This is a genomic window from uncultured Sphingorhabdus sp., assembly GCF_937872355.1.
Lineage (GTDB): Bacteria > Pseudomonadota > Alphaproteobacteria > Sphingomonadales > Sphingomonadaceae > Sphingorhabdus_B.
Genome location: NZ_CALMSV010000116.1, coordinates 1 through 23,054, shown reverse-complemented (window position 1 = coordinate 23,054; position 23,054 = coordinate 1). Strand labels below are relative to the sequence as shown.

The following is a 23,054-nucleotide window of genomic DNA, read 5'->3' as shown; positions in this document are numbered from 1 at the left end:
ACATCGCCGCGACCAAGCACAGTGAAATTCACTTCCTGCCCGAGGCCGGTTAATGTGCGTAGATCCCAGCGCCCCGAGGCAAAGGCACGTCGCGTATCCTGCCCGGCAGTCCGGCCGATGAGCAGGCTGTTTGCTTGCAACTGCACCTTTCCGCCCAGCACCGGTTCAGTGAGGCGAAGGCGATAATCAATTTCGGGAAGGGCTATGGGCTGCAGCGCTTGACGGTCGCCAGTACGAAGCGTCTGCACACCCCAACCGTTGAACGCAAAATAGCTGCTCTCGTCGATCCGTTCGACATTGATATTGTTCCGCAGACGGTCGTCGCGGCTGATATCATAGCGGCGCAGAAAGGTACGGTCTGTAGCAAGGCGTACCGAAGCCGAGGCTGACCAGTTGGGTGTAAACTGGAATTTGCCAGCACCATCGATATAGCCGCGAAAGACATCTTTTCCGATCGCACCGGTGCCTGACGTTGAAACCTTCTGGCTGTAGGTCGCATATCCAGTAATCTGGAATGCGCCCTTGTCTTCCCAGGCGCGGTACCGCGCCTGCGCCATTGGCGCGACATCGCTGAAAACATGTCCCGATAGCAACAGATCGCGATTTTCTGACAAGCGCCAATAGTAGCCCTGTTCTATTTCGACGCCGTTGTTGCGGGAGAAACGCAGATTGGGAACCAGGAAGCCGCTTCCTGCTGCGGTCTCTGCTGGGTGCGACAGGCCAGGCAAGGGGATAACCGGCAAACCAAACAGTTCGATCCTAGCACCTTCATATTTGACGCGTTTCTTGACCGGATCGTAAACGACCTTAACCGCCTTGACCTGCCAGCTGGGATTTTTCGGACAGCCATCAGGCCCTTCGACCGCACAAGGTGTGTAAGCGGCGCCTTCCAGCGTCATCTTGCCATCGGTACGCGTGCCCTTGTTTGCGGCCAGACGGCTGCCATCTTTGAGCACGAGCAGCATATTTTCGACGATCCCATCGCGAAGGGACTCGGTAACCTCAATCGAATCGCCATAGGCTACATCGCCCTCTGGCCCGATCGAGCGAATATTCCCCGAAGCGGTAACCTTGCCCGAACGACGATCCCACGAAATTAAATCAGCGCGCAATGTATAACCGTCGCGGCGTGCGATGACATTGCCGCTGGCTTTTACTGTGTCGGTTGCAAATTCATAATCCAGATTATCGGCGGAAAAGGCGATTTCTTCTGCGGCCTCGCTCTCAGTTGCGGCCACTTCCTGAGCCTTGGCCACACCACCTAAACCACAGGCAAGTAGCAGCGAAACGCACAATGCGCTGGCCGGGCTTGCAATTCTGGATGTCAGGAATGCCATTGATCTGGTCGGGTCCTTTATCGCTGCAATCGGGCAGGGTCCAGTGCCGGATTCAGCCGCCTGTATAACTCATGGAGGCTAAGCCTTGGTTACCGCAACCATCTTTTGCTTTAATCCGGCCTGAATGTTTGCTTATAGCGTTCGCCAGAACGCATGCGGAGCGGATTCCGCGAATTTCTAATCCCAATCGCTGAAAGGCAGTTTCCAGATGCAGGTAAGTTTTGCCGCCGAACGTCCCACCGATACTGACGTCATCGGCTTTGTTATTCAAAAGAGTCAGTGGGAGAGTTTTGCATTTCCGCTCGAAAATGCCGAGGCAGCTCGCGAAACCGCGAAGCTTGCCCGTTTTGAAGGTAATGCCGGGCAAAGCTTCCTCTATTTCGCACAGGAAGGTGGACGCACAATTCGTATAGCGTTGATCGCAGTCGCTGATGGCGACGCAGCGGATTATCCCCGTGCAGGTGGCGATTTGCTCGCCAAGGTGCAGACATGCGGAGCAAAGACCATTGCCCTGCATGCAGAAAATCTCGACGCAAAGGCCGCAGCCGAGGTCGCATATGGCGCGCTGCTACGGAACTGGCGGATTGACAAATACCGCACGAAATTGCCTGAAACGTCGAAGCCAACGATTACCGGCCTGACAGTAGTGGGTGCACCTGCCGAGGCGGAATCGCTGTGGTCCAGCCATGCAGCGATTGCCGACGGTGTCGCTTTGACCAAGGAACTGGTCAGCGAACCGGCCAACATCATCTACCCCGAAAGCTTTGTTGAACGCTGCCAGCATCTGCAGGCTTTGGGCGTCGAGATCGATGTTCTCGATGACAAGGAAATGGCCAAGCTGGGCATGGGAGCGCTGTTGGGTGTCGCGCAGGGTTCAGTTCGTCCGGCTCGTATGCTGGTGATGAAGTGGGACGGCACTGGCGGCAAGCAGGAGAAGCCGGTCGTCTTTGTTGGCAAAGGCGTTACCTTCGACACTGGCGGCATCTCGATCAAGCCCGCCGGCGGCATGGAAGACATGAAGTGGGACATGGGCGGCGCAGGCGCGGTGGCGGGCACGATGAAGGCGCTTGCTGGTCGGAAGGCCAAGGCCCATGTTGTCGGTATTTGCGGACTTGTCGAGAATATGCCTGACGGGAATGCACAACGCCCAGGCGACGTCGTTACCAGCATGTCTGGCCAGACCATCGAGGTGATCAACACCGACGCCGAAGGCCGTCTGGTGCTCTGCGATGCGCTGCATTACGCGCAGGAGAAGTTCAAGCCCGATACGATCATCGATTTGGCCACATTGACCGGCGCGATCATCATCTCGCTCGGCAAGGAACATGCCGGCCTGTTTTCGAACAGCGACGAACTTTCGGAAAAGCTTCTTGCCGCCGGCAAAGCGACCGGCGACAAATTGTGGCGCCTGCCGGTTGGTCCCGCCTATGACAAGCTGATCGACAGCCCGATTGCCGATATCAAAAATGTCGGCCCGCGCGATGCCGGTTCGATTACTGCTGCCCAGTTCCTCCAGCGCTTTATTCAGGACGGCGTGAAGTGGGCGCATCTCGACATTGCTGGTACCGTATGGGGCGACAAGGATGGTCCGACTTGGGCCAAGGGTGCCACCGGTTATGGCGTGAAGCTGCTCGACCGCTTTGTTGCCGACAATTACGAGGCGTAATCGAACAAGCCGATGCAGGTCGATTTCTATCAATTGACCCGCGATCCTGCGGAACAGGTTATACCCGCCATTGCCCAGAAAATTCTGGACGATGGCGGGCGTCTTCTCGTCGTCAGTGCCGACGATGCGCAGTTAGGGAAGTTGTCGGTTGCGCTGTGGAGTGCGAAACCGGAGAGCTTTATCGCGCATCAAATGGTCGGGGAGGGAGATGATAGCCTGCAACCCGTATTGCTTGCGAACGAAGCTGTAGCTTCCAACAGCGCACGCATGATTGCTTTAGCCGATGGCGAGTGGCGCGATCAGGCGCTTGGTTTCGACCGCGCTTTTTATCTGTTTCCACCGGAAAAGACCGACAATGCCCGCACAGCCTGGCGTGCGCTGGCGGACCGGCCTGATGTCGAGCGTCGTTACTGGAAACAGGACGGCGGAAAATGGCGGCAAGGGCCTTGAGCTTACAAATTCCAACGATATTCTGAACGCATAATGGGGTGCAGCCATTTCGGGAGAATGTGATGAAGAAACTTACCCTATTGTTTGCGACTGCAGCGCTGGCATCTTGTGGCTCAGAGCCAACGACGACGGTCACTACCTCTGATGGTAAATCGGTCGAACTGACCCAAAATGGTCAGAGCGAAGCGACGATCAAAGCCGAGGATGGCACCACCGCGACGTTCTCGACAGGTGCTGCCGCTGCAAAGGACCTCCCTTTGGGCATTCCTGCTTATCCCGGCGCAGCAGTTACGGCAAACATCTCCGGCAATCGCCCGGACGGCAAAGGTGGGGCAATGGTCACTATGACAACGTCTGATGCGCCTGACAAAGTCACGACCTTCTATAAAGCCGAAGCAGCGAAGCGAGGCATGACGACCAGGTCCGAGGAAAAGGCGGTGGGCAATATGGCCAGTTTCTCGGCGGAAAACGACTCAGGAGAAAACCTGGTCGCTACCGCCACGCCGGGTGGTGACGGCAAGACGCAGGTAATGCTGGTAATAGAGACCAAATAGCCGGTTTAGCCGTCCATCAGGACGATATCCCAGTTATACTTTGTCGGAGCAGCCAGCTTGGCGACCGAGTGCAGCGCATCCCGGCCGAGCGTCTTGTAAAGCTCGTCTGTTGAGTTGGTTGCATGATCATCTTCGAAATACATCTGCGCGATTAGCCTGTGGCTCTTTCCACGAACATCGAAATGGATGTGCGGCGTGCGTTTGCCAATCGGCGAGTCATAGCCCGAAGGCTTGATTGTCGTGATGTGCCATTCGCCTGCTTTGCCAGTCCGGATCGCCGCGAATCCCTGAAAGTTAGGATCTAGCGGTGCGGTTGCGATGTCGGCGGCATGTGCATAGCGGCCGACCGAATTGCACTGCCACAATTCAAGCATCGCCCCGCTGACCGGATTGCCGTGCCGGTCGAGCACGCGGCCGCTGACTTCGATGACATTGCCAAGTGCGCGTTGCGAATGGCCTTTGATCCAAGTGAGATCTGCATCTTCTTCGGCAATGCGCTCGATCGGATAAAACGGCCCCATGTCGGATGACGGCGTCAGTGCAGCATGCCCATCAGCAGCTTTCAGGCCCGCGGCACCCAATGTTCCTGCGGCTAGTGCTGCGCCTGCAAAGCCGCGGCGCGACAGATTCAACTCACGATGTTCCATGATTTCCTTCCCCCTCTTCCGAGTCGGCTTTAGCACAAATCTAACCTGACGTAACGGAAAGCCGGTCCTGCTTGGTATTGCCATAACCGGTTCATGCCGCTAGAGGCGCGCGCAATCTTAATCCCCCAGCAAATGGAGTTCTCCCATGGCGGTTACCCGCACATTTTCGATCATCAAGCCCCATGCCACCCCCCCCAACCTGACCGGTGCGGTCACCAAGATGCTGGAAGAAGCCGGCCTGCGCGTTGTCGCTTCAAAGCGCATCCACATGACCAAGGAACAGGCCGAAGGCTTTTACGCGGTCCACAAGGAACGCCCCTTCTTCGGAGAGCTGGTTGAGTTCATGATGAGCGAACCCGTTGTCGTCCAGGTATTGGAAGGCGAAGATGCCGTCACCCGCAACCGCGACATCATGGGCGCGACCAATCCGGCAGAAGCCGCTGAAGGCACGATCCGCAAGACCCACGCGCTTTCGATCGGTGAAAACACTGTCCATGGCAGCGACAGCGACGAAAACGCCGCGATCGAAATCGCCTATTTCTTCGAGCCGGACGAAATTGTCGGCTAATCCGGCATTCAAGCCAATCGAAAAAGGGCCGTCCGCGCAATCGGGCGGCCCTTTTTGTTGCACCTGCCGCGACAGGCGCTATTCGGTTGGCAAAGAGGAGATGCGCATGCTGGGAATGGGTGAGGGCGAAGACTGTCCCTTTGTATTCAATTTTGATCCTGCGACTTTCAAGGTTGGCGATACAGTGAGCTATCGCGTCACCGGCGGCCTTGCTGATTTTCCCTTCGTTGGCACGCTGCTCGAAGTCCATGAAGATTATGTCGTCATATCCCCGGGTGAAAATGAACCCGACGCACGCTATCGCGGAACGCGGGAGAGCAGGCCATTGGTGGACGAGAGCGAGCTTTAAAACTCCCCGACCAAATCCATCATCGTAGCTAGTTTTTTCGGCGCGACCGCGCGCCAGCTTTTGGCAAGCCACTCGCCGATATGGTCCCAGTCGGTATCACCCAGATCGAGCCTTATGCCGACCCAGCCGTCGCCGAAATAGGCTGGGCGATAGTATCGGTCCTCATCCTGCTCGATCAGCATTGCTTGTTCTTCCGCACCGCTGATTTTCACCAGTAGTGCTACCCGTCCGTCGCCATGATGGTCGTTCGAGACATAGGCAAACTTCTTACCTTTGATGATGCCGAAGCATGGCATGCTGTGACTTATAACCTCGTCCGCCTCTGGCAGTGCCATGGCGCGTTCGCGGACTTGCTGTACAAGAAATTCGGGTGACCGTTCGCGAGCGACATAATCGCTCAGCACCCGTGAATAGAGCTGATGCTCGGCAATCAGAACCCGCGCGGCGAGGCTGTCAGCGGTGTCTCCCGGCAATATCGCTACCTTGGTCTGGTCCAAAATCGGGCCATCATCGAGTTCGGCGGTGACGAGGGGAACGCTGCACCCGCCATGGCTGTCGCCCGCCTCCAGCGCGCGTTCATGCGTATGGAGGCCTTTATATTTGGGCAATAGGCTGGGATGGATGTTGAGCATCCGGCCCTCCCATTTTCCGACAAATTCGGGGGAGAGGATGCGCATGTAGCCCGCGAGTGCGACATAATCCGCTTCCGCTGCAACCAGCGTGTCGTGCATGATATCGTCATGCGCCTCCCGGCTGAGGCCTTTGTGCGGATGGGCGAAGGTGGCGATCCCCTCTGCCTCTGCCAGTTTCAGTCCCGCGGCATCGGGGTTGTTGCTCGCGACCAGCGCGATCTCATAAGGGCAGTCATCCGCCTTTGCTGCATAGAGCAACGCCGCCATGTTGGTTCCGGTCCCCGAAATCAGCACGGCGACTTTTGCCTTAGCCATGATGCGTCGCGCTCCAGTCAGACTTGGCACTCCAGGTCTCGATTGAGCCTTTGATGGTGCAGCCTTTATCACCTTTGGCGATGTGCCCGATGCGGAAGACGGTTTCGCCAGCAGCTTCGAGTGCTGTAACCGCATCCGCGACATCGGCTTCAGCGACAACTACCGCCATGCCAATCCCGCAGTTAAAGGTGCGCGCCATTTCTTCCGGCTCTATATTGCCCTGCGCTTGCAGAAACGCCATGAGCCTTGGCTGCTCCCATGTATCGGCATCGACATGCGCATGCAGGCCATCGGGCAACACGCGCGGAATGTTTTCGAGCAAGCCGCCTCCGGTGATATGCGCCATCGCGTGCACCTTGCCCGTGCGGATGAGCGGCAGCAGCGATTTCACATAAATGCGCGTCGGCGCCATCAGCGCGTCGATCAGCAGCGTGTCGATATCGAAAAGGGCAGGGCGATCGAGTTTCCATCCCTTGTCGGCGGCAAGGCGGCGCACCAGTGAAAAGCCGTTCGAGTGCACACCCGATGAGGCAAGCCCAAGGATGACATCACCCTCGGCTACCTTATCAGCTGTCAACACCTGATCGCGTTCAACGGCTCCGACGCAGAAACCGGCAAGGTCATAGTCGCCGTCCGAATACATGCCCGGCATTTCGGCAGTTTCGCCGCCAATCAGCGCACAACCGGCTTGTTTGCAGCCCTCGGCAATGCTGGCCACAACTGCGGTCGCGACGGCGTTATCGAGTTTTCCGGTGGCGTAATAATCGAGGAAGAAGAGCGGTTCGGCACCTTGTACGATCAGGTCGTTGGCGCACATCGCGACCAGATCGATACCGACGCATTCATGCTTGCCGCTTTCAATGGCGAGTTTCAGCTTGGTTCCGACACCGTCATTGGCGGCAACGAGCAGGGGATCGTTGAAGCCGGCAGCCTTCAGGTCAAAGAAGCCGCCAAATCCGCCCAGATCGGCATCCGCCCCGGCCCGCCGCGTCGCCTTTGCCAGCGGCGCAATTGCGCGCACCAACGCGTTACCGGTTTCGATTGAAACGCCTGCCTTGGCGTAAGTATAAGACTCATTGTCGCTCATTTTACCGCCGCTAGCGACTTCCCCCTTGGATTTCCAATCATAAGTCGCCAAAAGGCGCGCAATGAGGGTCCGCATTTCAAAGTCTCTGTGGAAATATGTGCTGGCGGTGCCGCTGCTTGTTGGCAGTGGCGTGCTCGTGCATGCGCAGATTGAGGGGCCAAAGCGGGGAATTCCGCCGATTGCCAGCAATGGCGACTTTGAAGTTACCAATGTCGTTGTGAACACCACTGGCAAAAATGCCGAAGAGGCACGGCGTGCCGGATGGGAAGAGGCACAGCGCAAGGCTTGGAGCATGTTGTGGGCCAAGACCCATGGCGGCTCCGGTTCGTCGCTGTCAGATTCGACGCTCGATGGCATCGTCTCTGCCATTATCGTTGAAGAAGAACAGATCGGCCCGCGCCGCTATATTGCCAAATTGGGCGTATCTTTTGACAGGGCGCGCGCAGGGCAACTGCTCGGCGTTAAAGGCGTTGGCCGCAAGTCTGCGCCTTTGCTGGTGATACCGGTGATGTACAGCAATGGATCGCCTTATGTTTTTGAACGACAGACGCCGTGGCAGGCGGCTTGGGCGAAGTTTCGCACGGCCGACAGCCTGATTGACTATGTCCGTCCCTTTGGCGGTGGCGGGGAATCGCTGCTTCTTAACGCGGGGCAGATGGATCGGCGCAGTCGAACATGGTGGCGTGTCATACTGGATCAGTTTCGCGCGGCAGATGTGATCTATCCTATTGTCCGGCTGGAACGGCAATATCCGGGAGGTCCAATCATCGGCAAATTCGCCGCCCGTTACGGCCCTGAGAACCGCTTTCTCGGTAGTTTCACGCTGCGTGTACAAAATGCGGAGGGCATCCCGGCTATGATGGCTGACGGCGTGCGCAAAATGGACGAAATGCTGCAACAGGCCTTTGCCGCAGGCCGCCTCCGCGCCGAAGCTTCGTTGCTGCTTGAAGAAATTGACGAAGAAGATCTGGAGGAACTGGAAGAAGAAACCGAAGCCGAAAGCGAAGATCCGTTGGCGGCAGCGGTCGATTCGGTTGCCGGTCGCGCAGAAGGCGAGCAGGGGGGGAACCAGACGACCACCACGCCGGCGCAGCAAGTGACGGTCAATGTCCAGGTCAGTACGCCCAATCCCGAAGCAGTGGATCGCGCGGAAGCTGCACTGCGGGGTATTCCGGGCGTGCGTTCGGTATCGACCACCAGTCTCGCACTGGGCGGGACGTCCGTAATGCGCGTAACCTTCCAAGGCGATCCAGCAGCGCTGAATGCAGCGCTACAGGCACGCGGTTTCCGGTAAGGTTGAGAGGGCGCCAAAGCGCGGCCAGGCCAGTATGAAACAGATTGCGCTTCCCTTCGACGAACTCAATCCGGACCGGACCGACGATTGTCTTATCGTCACGCCGTCAAACGCGATTGCTTTTTCAGCGCTTGGCAACAGCGCCAGTTGGCCCGGACATTGTGCCTTGCTGCTGGGACCCGCACGGTCGGGTAAAAGCCTGATGGCGCGCTATTTTTCGGTGCAGGGTGGCAGGGTAATCGACGATGCCGATCGGTTGTCGGCCGAGGATCTGTTTCATCAGTGGAATGCAGCCAAAAATTCGGGCGAAGCATTGTTGCTGGTGTCAGGCAAGGCGCCCGGCGAATGGAACATCGAACTCCCCGATTTGCGCTCGCGAATTGGTGTGGCACAGTTGCTCGAAATTGGCGTACCGGATGATGAGCTTGCCGAACAGTTGCTGCTCAAATTCCTGCGCGACCGGGGCACTTCTATCGGCCCGGAGGCCTTGGCTTTCGTCGTCCGTAGGATTGAGCGTAGTCACGCCGCTGTCGAGGATTTCGCCAAAAAGGCGAACGCATTGGCATTGGCCGAAGGTTCGGCAATCACTCTGATGCTTGTGCGTCGCCTTATGCCCGCTTAGCCGCAGTTGATGCGGATAATCTTGCTGGCTTCGTCAGTGAAAATATTGAGCCTTGCAGGGCTGTAATCCATCGTAATGACGCCATCATGTGGTGCCACCCGAACCATAGACGCTTTTGCCTCTTTTTTCAGCTTTGTTTCAAGCTCTTGGGTCAGCGTTTTTCCAACCGCATAAGCCAGTCCGCTGGCATCGCAGGAACCAGCGAGCTCCGGTGGATTCTGGCCAGCCTCGGCATTTTCTGCGGCCGGTATGCAGCCAGAAAGTGAAGCGAGCGCAATTGGCAGAAATAGGGCCAATTTCATGTCTCGACTTCCTCCGTACGCGTCATTTTCAGCTTTCCATTGACGACAGCGAAAGCGAGCCGCCCTTCGACCAAGTCGAGCGCATCATGCCCGAATTGCTCATAACGCCAGCCTTTCAGCAGTTCGAGGCCCTCGCGGTCGCCCGCAGCCAGCCTCTCCAGCTCTTCGCTACGCGTGATTAGGCGGGAAGCGACATTGATCTCGCGTGAACGGATTTTCAGAAGCAGTTTGAGGAGATCGGCAACCAGTGCGCCTTCTTTACCGCCGCCGGTTCCATTATGGTTTCGATCCGGCATTTCCTCTTTCGATAAAGGTTCGGCATCGGCCAGCGTTGCCATCAGCCGCGCGCCAATTTCGTTATCGCGCCAAGCGGGGGATAGACCTCGCACTTTGGGGAGTTCGGCCTGTGCCTTTGGCGGATGCGAGGCGATATCGGCGATCGTCTCATCCTTCATGATCCGGCCGCGCGGGATATTCTTCCGCTGTGCCTCACGTTCCCGCCACGCACCCAGCGCTTTCAGGCGACCCAGAACATCCGCCTTGCGCGACTGCATCTTGATACGACGCCAGATGGTTTCGGGGTCATTGCGGTAATTGTCGGCGTCGGCTAGCCGCTCCATCTCGTCATTCAGCCATTCGCCGCGACCCGTCTTGACCAGCTTTTCGAGCATTTTTGGGAAAATGTCGGCCAGATGGGTCACATCGCCGATGGCATAATCGATCTGCCGCTTGTCCAATGGTCTACGCGACCAATCGGTAAAGCGTGCGCCCTTGTCCAGGTGAATTCCAAGCCACAGGTCGACAAGGTTCGAGTAGCCGATCTGTTCGCCTTGCCCCAGCGCCATTGCGGCAATTTGGGTATCGAACAACGGATGTGGTGTGCGCCCGGTCAGATTGAAGAAAATTTCGATATCCTGCCCACCCGCATGGAAAACCTTCAGCACATCTTCGTTATTGCAGATCAGGTCGAGCATCGGCGTAAGGTCGAGTCCATCGGCCTTCGGATCTACCGCCGCAGCTTCGTTCACATCGGCCAGCTGTACCAGGCAAAGCTCTGGATAATAGGTGTTTTCGCGCATGAACTCGGTGTCGACCGCGACAAAATCTGATTTCGATATGCGCGCGCAAAAATCGGCGAGCTGTTTGCTATCGGTGATGAGTGGATGAATCTGCATGTAAGGCCGCCCATAACAGCCATTCGCAACTTGACAAAGGGGCGTTGCAAGGGTCTAGCGCCGCGTTCATATTTTCCTGTCGAAAACACAAACAACAAAGACCCATCATGCACGCTTATCGTACCCATAAATGCGCAGAATTGCGCGCTTCGCACGTCGGTGAAACCGTCCGCCTCTCGGGCTGGGTGCACCGCAAACGCGACCATGGCGGCGTCCTGTTCGTCGACCTGCGCGACCATTATGGCATGACGCAGATTGTTGCGGACAGTGACAGTCCGGCGCTTCCGGTGCTTGAAGGCCTCCGCCTTGAAAGCGTCGTCACCATTGATGGCGAGGTGAAGGCGCGCAGCGAAACCACCGTCAACCCGAACCTTCCGACGGGCGAGATCGAAGTTTTTGCACGCAATGTAACCGTGCTGAGCAAGGCGGAAGAACTGCCCTTGCCGGTCGCAGGCGAGCAGGAGTATCCGGAGGAAATTCGTCTCAAATACCGCTTCCTCGACCTGCGGCGTGAAACGCTGCACGCCAATATCATGACGCGTACCGCGATCATCCGCGAAACACGCAAACGGATGGAAGAGATCGGATTTACCGAATTTTCGACTCCGATCCTGACCGCTTCCTCCCCCGAGGGTGCGCGCGATTTCCTGGTACCCAGCCGCATCCATCCCGGTAAATTCTTCGCACTTCCGCAAGCGCCGCAGCAGTACAAGCAGTTGCTGATGGTCGCCGGTTTCGACCGCTATTTCCAAATCGCACCCTGTTTCCGCGACGAAGACCCGCGCGCCGATCGCTTACCGGGCGAATTCTACCAGCTCGATCTCGAAATGAGCTTTGTTACGCAGGAAGAGGTTTGGGAAACGATGGAGCCCGTCATGGCTGGCATCTTCGAAACCTTTGCCAATGGGCGTAAGGTGACGCCGGCAGGTGAGTTTCCGCGCATTCCTTATGCGAAGGCAATGCTCGATTACGGGACTGACAAGCCAGATCTGCGCAACCCGCTGATTATCCGTGACGTCACTGGTGAATTCCAGCAGTCCGGTTTTGGCCTGTTCGAAAAGATCGTCGGAAGCGGCGGCGTCGTTCGTTTGATCCCGGCACCTGACACAGCCGGTCTGAGCCGCAAATTCTTCGATGACATGAACGAATGGGCCCGCAGCGAGGGCCATGCAGGCCTCGGTTATGCCACCCGCAAGGATGGCGTCTTTGGTGGTCCGATTGCGAAGAACCACGGTGAAGACAAAATGGCGGCGCTTTGGGATTCGCTTGGTCTTGGGCCCAATGACGGTGCGTTCTTTGCTGCAGGCAAGGAAGAGCAGGCCGCCAAACTGGCGGGTGCCGCGCGTACGCGAATTGGCGAGCAGCTGGATATAGTCGAGAAGGATGCCTTCCGCTTTTGCTGGATCATCGACTTCCCCTTCTACGAATGGAGCGAGGAAGAGAAAAAGGTCGATTTCGCGCATAATCCGTTCTCAATGCCACAAGGTGGTTTGGAAGCCCTGCAGACGCAGGACCCGCTCACCATCAAGGCCTATCAATATGATATGGTCTGCAACGGCTATGAGCTGGCATCGGGTTCGATCCGTAACCAGCACCCCGACCTGATGGTGAAGGCGTTTGAACTGACCGGTTTGACGCAGGCAGACGTCGAGGAACGCTTTGGCGGGATGTACCGTGCATTCCAATATGGCGCGCCGCCGCATGGCGGGATGGCAGCAGGCGTCGATCGCATGGTGATGCTGTTGTGCGGCGTGCAAAATTTGCGCGAGATTACGCTGTTCCCGATGAACCAGCGCGCCGAAGACCTACTGATGGGGGCTCCGTCGCCTGCGATGGTCAAACAACTGCGCGAACTGCATATCCGTGTCGTGGAGCAACCCAAAGGCGCTTGAGAATTCGATTTAGGGGGATTGAATGCGGGGGGTTCTGGTCGGCGTTGCAATTGTAGCAACAATATTTGCTTCGGTTTCAGCGCAAGCGGAAACGCTAGCCGTTGAAGTTCGTCGCCCTGCGGCTGCTGACGAAGCCTATCTCTTGCGGTCGCTTGCGGTTGAGAGATTTACCGGGACTGACGGTCGGGCATTTGCCTTTTCCGTCGAACGAGCACTTGGGGATGCGCGCGAAGCTGGCGGCCAACCCGTTTTCGAAATGTTCGAGGCAGGTCGAGGTGAGGGGGCTGTAACCGGTCGCGCTGATGTCGATATCGAAGAATCGCGCTATATGGAAAAGCGGAAATTCTGCCCGAATACGCGAGACAAGAATGCCAAATGCGAAGATGCGGCGAAAGAGGTTGTCGAGATCACCTGCCGAAAGCGAATTGCCTCGTTGGATGCGGATCTTCGCATCGCGCGTGCCAGTGATGGCAGAATTGTTTTTTCACACAGGGTGCCGAATCGTGCCGAGCACCGGTTCTGCACAGGCGACGCACAGATGCCCGAGATATCAAATGTGGTTCGTGACATGATAACTTCGGCTGCACGATCGGTAGTAGGTGATTTCGTACCTTATTCGGCAGTCGAACAGATTCGAATTCGCGAAGATCGCAAAGGCTTTTCGAAATCCGATGCTGAACTATTCAAACTGGCAGTCAAGACTACCAAAACTAGCGGTCAAGAGGCTTGCCGCCAGTTCGGGGAAATCTCGCAGCGCGCACCTGACCAGCGGAGCCTTGTCTTCAACATGGCGCTCTGTGCGGAGGCAGCCGGGGATTTTGAAGTTGCGATTACTGGCTTCCGCCGCTTGGGTAATGACATCGATGCGCTAGCGTCTATCCAGCGTGTAGAGGGCACTTTGGCCGGCTTGGCGCAAAAAGCCGCACGGGAAGGCGCTGATAGTTGAAACTGGCCGATTTTGCAGAAGATGGTGCGTTGAATTGAACGAGCCGGTCCAGCATCATTTCGCGGCCCCGGGCGGGGCGCTGTGCTGGTTCGAATGGGGCAGTGCGGGGAATCACCCGACGGTGCTGCTTCTACACGCGACCGGTTTTCACAGCCGTTGCTGGGATGCGACGATTAAGGCGTTGCCCTCTGACTGGCATTATATCGCGCTAGACCTGCGCGGACATGGTCGTAGTTATCGACCGGAATCTCTGTCGGACTGGCTGGCGGCAGCAGATGATGTAGCAGCCTTTGTGCAGACAATGCTGAATGATTCCGTCTTCGCTATAGGCCACAGTATGGGCGGTTATATAGCGGCAAGAACCGCGGTGTTGGTGCCCGAGAAGATCGCCGGGTTGTTGCTCGTCGATCCGGTGATGATGACGCCGGGAACCTATGCCGTTGAACCTGGCAATCTGGCCGGTAAGCCTACCGACCATCCCGTAGCGCGACGCCGCAATGCATGGGAAAGTACCGAGCAAATGACCGCACATTTCGCTAATCGCGAGCCTTATTCGCACTGGCTGCCGGAGGTACTTGCCGATTATTGCCGTTACGGGCTGGTTCCGGCCGAAAGCGGGGATGGCCTGGAGCTTGCCTGTCCGCCAGTGCTGGAGGCTTCGGCTTATATGGGATCTTGGCGGAACAATCCCTATGGCTGGGTCGGTGAGATTAAATGCCCCACTACTGTTCTGCGCGCACGCAATGCCGAGCGCGCTGGCCCTATGGATTTTTCAATCAGTCCAACCGCGCCAGATTTGGCGACGCATATTTCAGGTGCTACTGACATCCATTGGAACGAGGTTTCGCATTTCATCCCGATGGAAGAGCCGGAGCGGCTGGCCAGGTTGGTGGGGCAGTTGGTTCCTTCAAGCTGAATATTATTTGAAGGTTGGCAGCAGCGCGTCATAAGCAGTCGACAATAGAAGGCTGACCACTGATGAAGATTGACCTTTCCGACTTTGAAGAAGGCCCGAAATATGCGGGTGACTATGACGACGACCTGAAACAGCTGCAGGACCGTCTTGCCGAATTGCAGGCGTTGCATATCATCCATGGTTGCCGCACGCTGATTGTCTTCGAAGGCTGGGATGCGGCGGGGAAGGGTGGCGCGATCAAGCGGCTGACTGCGCAATGGGATCCGCGCTATTTTCAGGTCTATCCGATCAGTGCGCCAACGCCGGAAGAGAAAGAACGCCATTTTCTATGGCGCTTTTGGAACAAGCTACCCCGCGCCAAGGAAATAACGGTTCTCGACCGTAGCCATTACGGCCGGGTTCTGGTCGAGCGGGTTGAGGGTTTTTGTAGTGAGGTCGAATGGCGTCGGGGCTATGACGAGATCAACGAGTTTGAGCAGCGGCAAACGGAAATTGGCACTAAAATCATAAAGATATTCCTGCATGTGACGCAGAAGTCGCAGGACAAGGTTTTGAAAGAGCGATTGGAAACTCCGGCAAAACGCTGGAAAGTCACGGAAGAAGATTTTCGCAACCGGGAAAAGCGCGGTGCCTATATCGAAGCGATCGAAGACATGCTGGCGAAGACCGATACACCCGGCGCAGCCTGGAAGGTCATCGACGGCAACAATCAGAAAGCTGCGCGTATCGCCGTGCTAAAATATATCGCCGAAGAGTTATCGCGTTACATCCCGAACGAATTTCCGGAGATCGGGGCTGAGATCAAGCAACTGGCCGCTGTATGTTTTGGCGCTCAGGAGGATGACGGATAATCGATTCCGACGATTTCCCATTCCTTAGGGCCGCCGGGCAATTGAACGGTCCGCAAATCGCCGCTACGAGCACCGCGTAACGCCTTTGCAAGTGGTGAGTTCCATCCAATTCGTGCAGCTGTAGCGTCTGCCTCATCGTCGCCTACGATCGTCACAATGCGATGATTATCATCTTCGTCGGCCAAAGTGACAGTTGCGCCAAAGAACACGCGGCTGCGATCGTCCTGATTGGAAGGGTCGATCACTTTTGCAAATTTCATCTGACGTGACAGTTTGCCCAGCCTGCGGTCGATTTCGCGCAGGCGCTGACGTCCATAAATATAGTCACCATTCTCGCTGCGGTCGCCATTGCCAGCGGCCCAGCTGACGATCTCTACAACCTTCGGTCGTTCGACTGCGAACAATTGCTCATATTCGGCGCGCAGACTGGCGAACCCCTTTGGGGTGATGGGGTTTGTCCGTTCGCTCATTAGACTGGTTTTAGCCGACTGACCGGCGACCCAGATAGTGGCTGAGCGGTGTATTGTTCCGATAGCGTGCCTTGTCCGGATTGAGATGATCATACATCACCGCATTCTCGAGCACGCGTTGCACGTAGTTTCGCGTTTCGAAAATCGGAATCTGTTCGATCCAATCAAGAATATCGATGCCGCCCGAGCGAGGATCGCCGTTGCGCGCCAGCCACTTGTTCACATTGCCTGGTCCGGCATTGTAAGCGGCCACTGCGAGCGGATAGCTTCCGTTGTAATAGCTCAACATGCGCTGGAAATAGGTCGAACCCAACTGGATATTATAGTTGGTGTCGGTGTTGAGCGCCTCCGGGCGATAGGCGAGGGCGATTTTGCCAGATGTCTCGCGCGCGGTTCCGGGCATCAACTGCATCAGCCCGCGGGCGCCCGCATGGCTGGTAGCGTTACGGTCAAACTGGCTTTCCTGTCGTGCAATGGCGTGGATGAAGGTCCAGTTGTTCGTATGTTCAGGCGGAACCGCAACGGTAGGATAGCCAAGCCGTATCAAACCGTCATGCCCTTCGATCCGTGCGCTACGTGCTGCGATGACCGACAGATCTGGGCGACCGATGAGGTTAGACCATGCGAACAGATTCTTGAAATCACTCTCGGTTTTGGCCGAATTCGAAAGAGCGCGCATGAAACTGTTCGAATCCCGCCAGCCGGGGAAGGACGATGACATACGGGCAGCGGTATAAGTCGGCGGAACTGCGTTGGCTGCCAGTTGCGGCAAGACGGGTGCCGCCGGAACTGCGGGTAACGGCTTCCCTAGCGCCTCCAAAGCCAATTGTCCGTGGAAGAAATCATAGAAGCGCGCGGCTTCAGTAAAATATTGCTGGGCTAATTGCTGGTCGCCAGCTTTTTTGGCCGCACGCCCTGCCCAATAAAGCCCCTTTGCGCGGGTCTGCGGCGTACGTGCACCCGCAGTATAGAGCTTGAAGGCCTCAATAGCTTCACGTGGTCGGCCCAATTTGTAATAGGCCGCTTCGCCTGCCAGCCAGGCTAGGCTGGTGTAGGTATCGCGGGTCGACAGGTCGAGCTTGGTGATGTCAGTACCTGCAGGGAAAGCATCAGTCAGCTTGGATGCAATCCGATAGGCCATATCAAATTGGCCATCGGTTTCGGCCGCTTCGGCATTGGCCAACAGGACTTTCAGCCAGTCACGTGCGACATGCGGCGGTGCGGATAATGTCGGGCGGTTGGCGAGCAACTCGCGCGCTGCCCAGCTGTTGCCAGAGGCGCGAAGGGCTGCAACGCGTTCCATCAAAAGTCCGGCATCTGACAGGCCGAGCTGGCCAATCGCCGCAAATTTTGCGGCGGCATCAGGCGCCTTCAGTTCGTGCGCTAATTGTGCCTCCAGAACCGGGCGGCGTTCGGATGAGGTGTAGGGCAGCCATTTCTGTGCGGCGCGAGTCGCGTTGGACCAAAGCAGACGGCTGGTCCGCGCGTCATGATCGGCAGCGCTCAGTTTGCCAGCCATCAACTGGAAAACACGATTCTCGTCATCGTCGGTCAACGGGCCTTCGCGCCATGCGCGGCGGCCCCATTGTTCTGCACGCGCCTTATCGCCAATTGATGCAAGCGCCAGCGCGAATTTTGCACGGCCGCCATTGGTTGTCGGCTCCAGGCGATCAAAATAGGCGACGACCTGATTGGGCGACCAGCTCAAGACATTGATCGCCTGTTCCGCATTTCTGCGCATTTCGTCGGTATTGGGCCAGTCCGGATAGGTCATCAGGAATGACGCATATTCAGAAAAGCTGTACTGGCCCGACTGGCTCAACATCCGCCAACGGCGAAGCGCCGCGGGCACGTTGCCACCGCTGGGATCGACCATCGCCGTGGGCACATTGCTAGCCTCACCAATCCCTGTCCGCCAGATGATCTCGGGTGTCTCGGGCGTAGTGGCGGCGAATGCAGAAGCTGGAATTGCCAGCAGTGAAGCGGAAATCAGGTGCTTTACCATGCGCGACATATTATGGGCTGCCTCCTTAGTGGACGATGAACCATGCACCCCTGCGGTCCATCGAACATTTAATTCGGTCTATTTGGCTAGTTTTGAAGGCGATTTCCATGTTTACGGGCTCAATACCGGCTCTGGTGACTCCTTTTTGCGACGGAACGTTTTCCGAGTCGCATTTTCGCGCGCTGGTAGAATGGCAAATCGAGCAGGGCTCGTCCGCGCTGGTGCCTTGCGGAACGACTGGCGAAGCACCGACCTTGTCGTTTGACGAGCATTATCGGGTCATTTCTATCTGCATCGAACGGGCCGCAGGGCGGGTTCCCGTGATTGCCGGTTGCGGTTCGAACGATACGGCGACAGCAGTGCGTCATATGGAATTTGCCAAGGCGGAGGGCGCTGCGGCAGCCCTGGTCGTGGCGCCCTACTATAACCGGCCCAATCAGGACGGGATTTACGCCCATTACGCGCATCTTGCCGAAAAAAGCGATCTTCCGATCATTGTCTATAATGTTCCGGCGCGCACCGTGACTGACATCCAACCCGCGACGCTGGCACGACTGGCCGAAATACCGACTATTGTTGGCGTGAAGGATGCGAGCGGACAGATTGCCCGGGTCGGGGAGCACCGTCTGGGCTGCGGTGTCGACTTTTGTCAGTTGTCAGGCAATGACGACATGGCCCTGGCGTTCAACGCTGCAGGCGGAGTCGGTTGCATTTCGGTAACGGCAAATGTGGCGCCAAAACTGTGTGCCGAATTCCAGTCGGCCTGCGCTAATGGTGATTATCAGTTGGCACGCGAGCTCAATGATCGTCTCCACCCCCTTCATACAGCATTGTTTACTGATGCATCGCCAGGGCCGGTCAAATATGCGATGACGCGGGTCATACAGGGCTTCCCGGAAGAGATGCGCCTGCCGCTAGTTACGGCATCGGCTGCCAGCAAGGCTGCCGTCGATGCGGCCCTGGAGATCGCAGGACTTATCTGATGGCCCGTCCAAAACCCGAAGCCTTTCAAAAAACCAAAGTCGTCGCCGAAAACCGGCGCGCGCGATATGATTACCACATCGAGGATAAATATGAGGCCGGGATCGCGCTCACCGGCACCGAGGTGAAATCGCTACGGTTCGGCGAAGGATCGATCGCGGAAAGCTATGCTGAAGTGAAAGACGGCGGCGAAATCTGGCTGGTGAATGCCAATATCCCAGAATTCAGCCACGGAAACCGTTATAATCACGAACCCAAGCGGCCCCGTAAATTGCTCCTTAATGTGCGTGAGATAAATAAATTGCATGGTGCAGTGGCCCGGCAGGGGATGACATTGGTCCCGCTGTCCATATATTTTAACAATCGTGGGCGAGCTAAGGTCGAACTGGCCCTCGCCAAAGGCAAGAAGGCGCCGGACAAAAGGGCTACCGAGAAAGAGCGCGACTGGAAGCGCGAACAGGGAAGGATAATGCGGGAACGCGGATGAACGGTTTGACGAAATGGATCCATGAACAGGCACCGTCTCGGGAGAGTTTCGAGCGGAGCCGTTTCCCGCGCCCATTCCCCCACCGTGTTTTCCATCCTGCACTCTGGCGTTTTACCCGCCGATCAGTGCCGCGAGGCGTTGCCTTAGGCTTGCTGGTGGGCATTTTCCTGCTGGTCCCGGGTGTACAGATCGCAGGTGTTGCGTTGCTTGCCCTCCCTGTTCGGGCGAACATACCAATCGGCGCGGCAATGACCTTCCTCAGCATGCCCGCAACCACACCTTTCATATTGGCTGCGTCGGTCTATGTTGGAAATGGTTTGCTGCATTTGAAAGCGGATATTTTCCAGTTTCAGAAGCTCATTGACGCTGGCGCACCTATATCTGAATGGTTGACCTGGCTCCTTTCCGACGCTGCTCCGGCCATGGTTGTGGGCCTGGCGGTGATTGCGGTGGTTAGTGCATCAATCGGCTATCTGGTTGCTGCATGGTTTTGGCGTTGGCGTATTGGCAGCAAATGGCGTCGTCGGTCGATTGCACATGCCGCTGGTGGATCAGGGCATTAATTTGCCCCCATATTCTGGTTAGTTACCCCCATTGCGAGTCGGAATGGACTCGCTTTCAACTGGGGAGTTTTCAACGATGATTTCATTCAGGAAGCTGGCGGTGGTCGCCAGCGTTTCACTTTCAGCCATAGCCGCTACTTCGCCTGCCTTAGCAAATACTGCAGGGGAAGCCGCCGCTGTCAATGAAGGGCCTGAACTTGGTACCTTCGGTTTCGATGAAAAGGGCATGGATCGCGCTACCACGCCGGGTGACAATTTTTATCTATTTGCCAATGGCGAATGGCTGAAAACGACCGAAATTCCTGCAGACAAATCCAATTATGGCATGTTCACCAAGCTCGACGATCTATCTAAGGAGCGGGTGAAGGGCCTGTTGGACGCAGCCGCCAAAGATCCCAAAAGCAAGATGGGCGTGGCTTACTCAACCTATCTTGACGAAGCAGCGATCGAGAAAAAGGGGCTCGCGCCAATCCAGCCGATCCTGAAGCAGGTTCGTGCGGTTAAAACGCACAAACAGTTCGAAGCGCTTTTGCCGAAATTGGCGCCGAAAGGTGTAGGCGCACTGTTTGGCGGATTTGTGGGTCAGGACGACAAGAATCCTGACGCCTATATCTTCCAGATTTTTCAAGGCGGAACGGGATTGCCCGACCGCGACATGTATCTAGTCGATAATCCAAAGTTTGAAGAAATTCGAACCGCTTACAAATCCTATCTCACCAAAATGCTGACGCATGCCGGTGAAAAAAATGCCGAAGCGCGAGCCAACGCCATTTTTGAAACCGAAAAGAAAATCGCAGAAGTGCAGTGGACGCGCGAAGAAAGTTCGGATGCGACCAAGGTTTATAACAAATTGTCACTAGCCGAACTCGATGCGCTTGCTCCGCAAATTGGCATGTCGGCAATGCTAAAGAAAATCAGCCCGAAAATCAGCGATGTGCTGGTCGCCCAGCCAAGCGCCGTTGCCGGAACCGCCAAGATCTTTGCCGAATCCGACATTGGCATCTTCAAAGATCAAATGACCGTCGCTGCACTGGCCAATTACTCAGGTGCTTTGCCCAAGGCGGTCGATCAAACGGTATTCGCCTTTTACGGCACCACGCTGGCTGGAACGCCGCAGCAACAGGCGCGCTGGAAGCGCGGTACCGGTTTCGTCGAAGGCGCGTTGACCGATGAAATCGGCAAGGCTTATGCTGCAAGTTATTTTCCGCCCGAGACCAAGGCGGCTGCAAATGAGCTTGTCCGCAATGTCGTGGCTGCAATGGGACGTCGTATCGAGGGGCTCGATTGGATGCAGCCCGAAACTAAGATCAAGGCGAAGCAGAAGCTTGCCAATTTCACGACCAAGATTGGCTATCCTGACCAGTGGCATGACTACGCCAAGCTGCAGATCGTGAAAGGCGATGCTTTCGGCAATGCCATGCGTGCCAATGAATTCGGTTTTGCCGACAATATCAGTAAGCTAGATCAACCCATCCGCCGCTGGGAATGGGGCATGCTACCGCAGACGATCAACGCCTATGCCAATTTCAGCATGAATGAAATCGTCTTTCCAGCTGCGATTTTGCAACCACCTTTTTTCGATCCGAAAGCCGATCCGGCCATCAACTATGGCGGCATCGGTGCCGTTATCGGTCACGAAATCAGCCACCATTTCGATGACCAAGGTTCGAAATATGATCAGAATGGGCGTCTGTCGGATTGGTGGACCGAAACCGACGTGGCTGCTTTCAAGAAAGCGAGCGAAGCCCTGATCAAACAATATGACGCCTATGAAATTTTCCCCGGCGCTAATGTGAAAGGCGAATTCACGCTTGGCGAAAATATAGGTGATCTGGCTGGCCTGACCGTTGCTTATGAAGCTTACAAGGCCTCACTGGGCGGCAAAGAAGCCCCGGTGATTGATGGATACACAGGCGATCAACGCTTCTTTCTGGGTTGGGCGCAGGTGTGGCGGCGCAACTATCGAGAGGCCAATCTCAGAAACCGGTTGATAACCGACCCGCATAGCCCCTCGGAACAGCGGGTCTGGGTGGTACGCAACCTTGACAAATGGTATGAGGCGTTCCAGCCGAAAGAAGGACAGAAACTGTACCTCGCACCGGGGGCACGCGTTCGCATCTGGTAAGTAAGGAACCCAAATTGGCTGGCAGCCTTCCAACTTCGCAATTCGGGAAAACGGGACGCGAAGGTGGCGAGGCTGCCGAAGCCGACAGGTTACACCTTGGCATAATCGCAGCGTCCGTCGCGCTGTCATTGTTGCTTGTCTGGATAGTGACGAGCGATGCGATGGTGCTGGCCGTTACCGCTGCTGGCTTGATCGGCCTTGGCGGATTTGTTCTGGTTGCTGCTCGCATCCAGCGACCGGCAGCCAAGGAGATCGAAACCGCACCCCCTGATTGGTCGGTCGCCCATTCTGCTATCGAACTGGATCGTGCAGCTGTAGCCGTGAGCGACCGGGCAGGGCGTCTGCTGTGTGCCAATGGCCGTTTCAACCTCTGGTTCGAAGGTCTTCAGGCTCCTCCCGATCTGGGCCTCGGTGAGGCTGAGCGCGAGTTGCTGCTTAAGGCTGGTCGTACGGCTTGGCGCGACGGCCGGGCCCATATAGACGCGATTGCAAAGCGCGGAACAAATTATCGGGTCGAAGTAATGCGAACCGGAGCGGCAGACGAATTTTTGCTATGGCGCTTTGCCCCGGTGGAGACGTTAAGCATCGAGGCGCAAGCGATTGATTTGGTCGGCGGGCGAATCGGACGGGCGTTAGCAATGGCTGGCGTAATGGCAGTGACCGTGGGCCCTGAGGGCCGCATCCGATCTTCGAACCCGGCATTTGCCTTGCGCGCGGCTGGCAGCGAAACTGCCAATATATCCAACCGGGAATGTGCGGCATTGCTGCATGTAGACGACAGGGGCAGCGTCTATTTCACCCGCGAAGGCAAACATGCATC

At 56.6% G+C, this 23,054-nt stretch carries 23 protein-coding genes and 1 pseudogene; 16 read left to right on the top strand and 8 right to left on the bottom strand.

The genetic code is table 11. The features are described 5' to 3' along the window. Positions 1-1,337: LPS assembly protein LptD (locus Q0239_RS06865; protein ID WP_298600312.1), on the bottom strand; the 1,337-nt coding region annotated here is incomplete at its 3' end. A gap of 208 nt (positions 1,338-1,545) precedes the next feature. Between Q0239_RS06865 and Q0239_RS06860 the strand changes: the two genes are divergently transcribed. From Q0239_RS06860 to Q0239_RS06850, 3 genes are all read left to right on the top strand, one after another. Next, the gene (locus Q0239_RS06860; protein ID WP_298600309.1) at positions 1,546-3,003 is read left to right on the top strand and encodes a leucyl aminopeptidase; all 1,458 of its coding nucleotides are present in this window, start codon (positions 1,546-1,548) and stop codon (positions 3,001-3,003) included. A 12-nt stretch (positions 3,004-3,015) separates the two neighbouring features. Next, the gene (locus Q0239_RS06855; protein ID WP_298600306.1) at positions 3,016-3,453 is read left to right on the top strand and encodes a DNA polymerase III subunit chi; all 438 of its coding nucleotides are present in this window, start codon (positions 3,016-3,018) and stop codon (positions 3,451-3,453) included. Positions 3,454-3,515: 62 nt separating this feature from the next. After that, a complete protein-coding gene (locus Q0239_RS06850) occupies positions 3,516-4,007 on the top strand; it encodes a hypothetical protein (protein ID WP_298600304.1) in 492 nt (163 codons plus the stop codon). A 5-nt stretch (positions 4,008-4,012) separates the two neighbouring features. Here Q0239_RS06850 and Q0239_RS06845 read toward each other — a convergent pair whose 3' ends face one another. Next, positions 4,013-4,654 (bottom strand): protocatechuate 3,4-dioxygenase, encoded by a 642-nt coding sequence (locus Q0239_RS06845; protein ID WP_298600301.1) that lies wholly within the window; start codon positions 4,652-4,654, stop codon positions 4,013-4,015. A gap of 145 nt (positions 4,655-4,799) precedes the next feature. Between Q0239_RS06845 and ndk the strand changes: the two genes are divergently transcribed. Both ndk and Q0239_RS06835 read left to right on the top strand, forming a co-directional pair. Next, complete coding sequence (gene ndk, locus Q0239_RS06840; RefSeq protein ID WP_298600299.1) at positions 4,800-5,222, top strand: nucleoside-diphosphate kinase; 423 nt, start codon at positions 4,800-4,802, stop codon at positions 5,220-5,222. Positions 5,223-5,328: 106 nt separating this feature from the next. Then, positions 5,329-5,571 (top strand): hypothetical protein, encoded by a 243-nt coding sequence (locus Q0239_RS06835; RefSeq protein WP_298600296.1) that lies wholly within the window; start codon positions 5,329-5,331, stop codon positions 5,569-5,571. Here Q0239_RS06835 and purN read toward each other — a convergent pair. Together purN and purM are read right to left on the bottom strand one after the other, a co-directional pair. Beyond that, positions 5,568-6,518: a phosphoribosylglycinamide formyltransferase gene (gene purN, locus Q0239_RS06830; protein WP_298600293.1), complete on the bottom strand. Its 951-nt coding sequence runs from the start codon at positions 6,516-6,518 to the stop codon at positions 5,568-5,570. The two genes, Q0239_RS06835 and purN, sit on opposite strands and share 4 nt — an antisense overlap. After that, positions 6,511-7,605 carry a phosphoribosylformylglycinamidine cyclo-ligase gene (gene purM, locus Q0239_RS06825; RefSeq protein ID WP_298600290.1) on the bottom strand — a complete coding sequence of 365 codons (1,095 nt, stop codon included), beginning with the start codon at positions 7,603-7,605 and terminating at the stop codon, positions 6,511-6,513. The genes purN and purM overlap by 8 nt, the downstream gene beginning before the upstream one ends. Before the next feature lie 61 nt (positions 7,606-7,666). On the opposite strand from purM, the gene Q0239_RS06820 reads away from it, so the two are divergent. Further along, positions 7,667-8,899, top strand: a complete 1,233-nt coding sequence (locus Q0239_RS06820; protein ID WP_298600287.1) for a heavy-metal-associated domain-containing protein — start codon at positions 7,667-7,669, stop codon at positions 8,897-8,899. A gap of 34 nt (positions 8,900-8,933) precedes the next feature. Then, on the top strand, positions 8,934-9,521 hold the full coding sequence (locus Q0239_RS06815) for a DnaA/Hda family protein (protein ID WP_298600284.1): 588 nt from the start codon (positions 8,934-8,936) through the stop codon (positions 9,519-9,521). Here the strand turns inward: Q0239_RS06815 and Q0239_RS06810 are convergent. Then, a complete protein-coding gene (locus tag Q0239_RS06810) occupies positions 9,518-9,823 on the bottom strand; it encodes an I78 family peptidase inhibitor (RefSeq protein WP_298600281.1) in 306 nt (101 codons plus the stop codon). The two genes, Q0239_RS06815 and Q0239_RS06810, sit on opposite strands and share 4 nt — an antisense overlap. Beyond that, positions 9,820-10,998: a ribonuclease D gene (gene rnd, locus Q0239_RS06805; protein WP_298600276.1), complete on the bottom strand. Its 1,179-nt coding sequence runs from the start codon at positions 10,996-10,998 to the stop codon at positions 9,820-9,822. The genes Q0239_RS06810 and rnd overlap by 4 nt, the downstream gene beginning before the upstream one ends. A 107-nt stretch (positions 10,999-11,105) precedes the next feature. Here rnd and aspS point away from each other — a divergent pair, with 107 nt between their 5' ends. The 4 genes from aspS to Q0239_RS06785 all read left to right on the top strand — a co-directional run bounded on the left by aspS (position 11,106) and on the right by Q0239_RS06785 (position 15,603). Then, complete coding sequence (gene aspS / locus Q0239_RS06800) at positions 11,106-12,890, top strand: aspartate--tRNA ligase (protein ID WP_298600273.1); 1,785 nt, start codon at positions 11,106-11,108, stop codon at positions 12,888-12,890. A 22-nt stretch (positions 12,891-12,912) separates the two neighbouring features. Further along, complete coding sequence (locus tag Q0239_RS06795; protein ID WP_298600270.1) at positions 12,913-13,836, top strand: hypothetical protein; 924 nt, start codon at positions 12,913-12,915, stop codon at positions 13,834-13,836. A 34-nt stretch (positions 13,837-13,870) separates the two neighbouring features. Continuing rightward, on the top strand, positions 13,871-14,752 hold the full coding sequence (locus Q0239_RS06790) for an alpha/beta hydrolase (RefSeq protein ID WP_298600267.1): 882 nt from the start codon (positions 13,871-13,873) through the stop codon (positions 14,750-14,752). Positions 14,753-14,814: 62 nt separating this feature from the next. Continuing rightward, the gene (locus tag Q0239_RS06785; RefSeq protein WP_298600264.1) at positions 14,815-15,603 is read left to right on the top strand and encodes a polyphosphate kinase; all 789 of its coding nucleotides are present in this window, start codon (positions 14,815-14,817) and stop codon (positions 15,601-15,603) included. Here the strand turns inward: Q0239_RS06785 and greB are convergent. Both greB and Q0239_RS06775 read right to left on the bottom strand, forming a co-directional pair. Next, a complete protein-coding gene (greB, locus tag Q0239_RS06780; RefSeq protein ID WP_298600260.1) occupies positions 15,585-16,073 on the bottom strand; it encodes a transcription elongation factor GreB in 489 nt (162 codons plus the stop codon). The genes Q0239_RS06785 and greB overlap by 19 nt on opposite strands. 10 nt (positions 16,074-16,083) lie before the next feature. Further along, a complete protein-coding gene (locus tag Q0239_RS06775) occupies positions 16,084-18,087 on the bottom strand; it encodes a lytic transglycosylase domain-containing protein (RefSeq protein WP_298600258.1) in 2,004 nt (667 codons plus the stop codon). 98 nt (positions 18,088-18,185) lie between these two features. On the opposite strand from Q0239_RS06775, the gene dapA reads away from it, so the two are divergent. From dapA to Q0239_RS06750, 5 genes and pseudogenes are all read left to right on the top strand, one after another. Continuing rightward, positions 18,186-19,061, top strand: a complete 876-nt coding sequence (dapA, locus tag Q0239_RS06770; RefSeq protein ID WP_298600255.1) for a 4-hydroxy-tetrahydrodipicolinate synthase — start codon at positions 18,186-18,188, stop codon at positions 19,059-19,061. Further along, positions 19,061-19,546 (top strand): SsrA-binding protein SmpB, encoded by a 486-nt coding sequence (smpB, locus tag Q0239_RS06765; RefSeq protein WP_298600252.1) that lies wholly within the window; start codon positions 19,061-19,063, stop codon positions 19,544-19,546. Before dapA ends, smpB begins: the two co-directional genes overlap by 1 nt. Further along, on the top strand, positions 19,543-20,109 hold the full coding sequence (locus Q0239_RS06760) for a DUF2062 domain-containing protein (protein WP_298600249.1): 567 nt from the start codon (positions 19,543-19,545) through the stop codon (positions 20,107-20,109). Before smpB ends, Q0239_RS06760 begins: the two co-directional genes overlap by 4 nt. Before the next feature lie 76 nt (positions 20,110-20,185). Further along, entirely contained in the window at positions 20,186-22,234 is a 2,049-nt protein-coding gene (locus Q0239_RS06755; protein WP_298600246.1) for a M13 family metallopeptidase, read from the top strand. 14 nt (positions 22,235-22,248) lie between these two features. Beyond that, a pseudogene (locus tag Q0239_RS06750) lies at positions 22,249-23,054 on the top strand (hybrid sensor histidine kinase/response regulator); the annotation flags it as partial.

Coding starts and splice junctions, on each gene's coding strand:
- purM (WP_298600290.1), bottom strand. CDS start 7,605: ATGAGCGACAATGAGTCTTATACTTACGCCAAGGCAGGCGTTTCAATC.
- Q0239_RS06760 (WP_298600249.1), top strand. CDS start 19,543: ATGAACGGTTTGACGAAATGGATCCATGAACAGGCACCGTCTCGGGAG.
- Q0239_RS06795 (WP_298600270.1), top strand. CDS start 12,913: ATGCGGGGGGTTCTGGTCGGCGTTGCAATTGTAGCAACAATATTTGCT.
- smpB (WP_298600252.1), top strand. CDS start 19,061: ATGGCCCGTCCAAAACCCGAAGCCTTTCAAAAAACCAAAGTCGTCGCC.
- Q0239_RS06835 (WP_298600296.1), top strand. CDS start 5,329: ATGCTGGGAATGGGTGAGGGCGAAGACTGTCCCTTTGTATTCAATTTT.
- Q0239_RS06785 (WP_298600264.1), top strand. CDS start 14,815: ATGAAGATTGACCTTTCCGACTTTGAAGAAGGCCCGAAATATGCGGGT.
- greB (WP_298600260.1), bottom strand. CDS start 16,073: ATGAGCGAACGGACAAACCCCATCACCCCAAAGGGGTTCGCCAGTCTG.
- Q0239_RS06845 (WP_298600301.1), bottom strand. CDS start 4,654: ATGGAACATCGTGAGTTGAATCTGTCGCGCCGCGGCTTTGCAGGCGCA.
- Q0239_RS06860 (WP_298600309.1), top strand. CDS start 1,546: ATGCAGGTAAGTTTTGCCGCCGAACGTCCCACCGATACTGACGTCATC.
- ndk (WP_298600299.1), top strand. CDS start 4,800: ATGGCGGTTACCCGCACATTTTCGATCATCAAGCCCCATGCCACCCCC.
- purN (WP_298600293.1), bottom strand. CDS start 6,518: ATGGCTAAGGCAAAAGTCGCCGTGCTGATTTCGGGGACCGGAACCAAC.
- Q0239_RS06820 (WP_298600287.1), top strand. CDS start 7,667: ATGAGGGTCCGCATTTCAAAGTCTCTGTGGAAATATGTGCTGGCGGTG.
- aspS (WP_298600273.1), top strand. CDS start 11,106: ATGCACGCTTATCGTACCCATAAATGCGCAGAATTGCGCGCTTCGCAC.
- rnd (WP_298600276.1), bottom strand. CDS start 10,998: ATGCAGATTCATCCACTCATCACCGATAGCAAACAGCTCGCCGATTTT.
- Q0239_RS06775 (WP_298600258.1), bottom strand. CDS start 18,087: ATGTCGCGCATGGTAAAGCACCTGATTTCCGCTTCACTGCTGGCAATT.
- Q0239_RS06815 (WP_298600284.1), top strand. CDS start 8,934: ATGAAACAGATTGCGCTTCCCTTCGACGAACTCAATCCGGACCGGACC.
- Q0239_RS06855 (WP_298600306.1), top strand. CDS start 3,016: ATGCAGGTCGATTTCTATCAATTGACCCGCGATCCTGCGGAACAGGTT.
- Q0239_RS06850 (WP_298600304.1), top strand. CDS start 3,516: ATGAAGAAACTTACCCTATTGTTTGCGACTGCAGCGCTGGCATCTTGT.
- Q0239_RS06810 (WP_298600281.1), bottom strand. CDS start 9,823: ATGAAATTGGCCCTATTTCTGCCAATTGCGCTCGCTTCACTTTCTGGC.
- dapA (WP_298600255.1), top strand. CDS start 18,186: ATGTTTACGGGCTCAATACCGGCTCTGGTGACTCCTTTTTGCGACGGA.
- Q0239_RS06755 (WP_298600246.1), top strand. CDS start 20,186: ATGATTTCATTCAGGAAGCTGGCGGTGGTCGCCAGCGTTTCACTTTCA.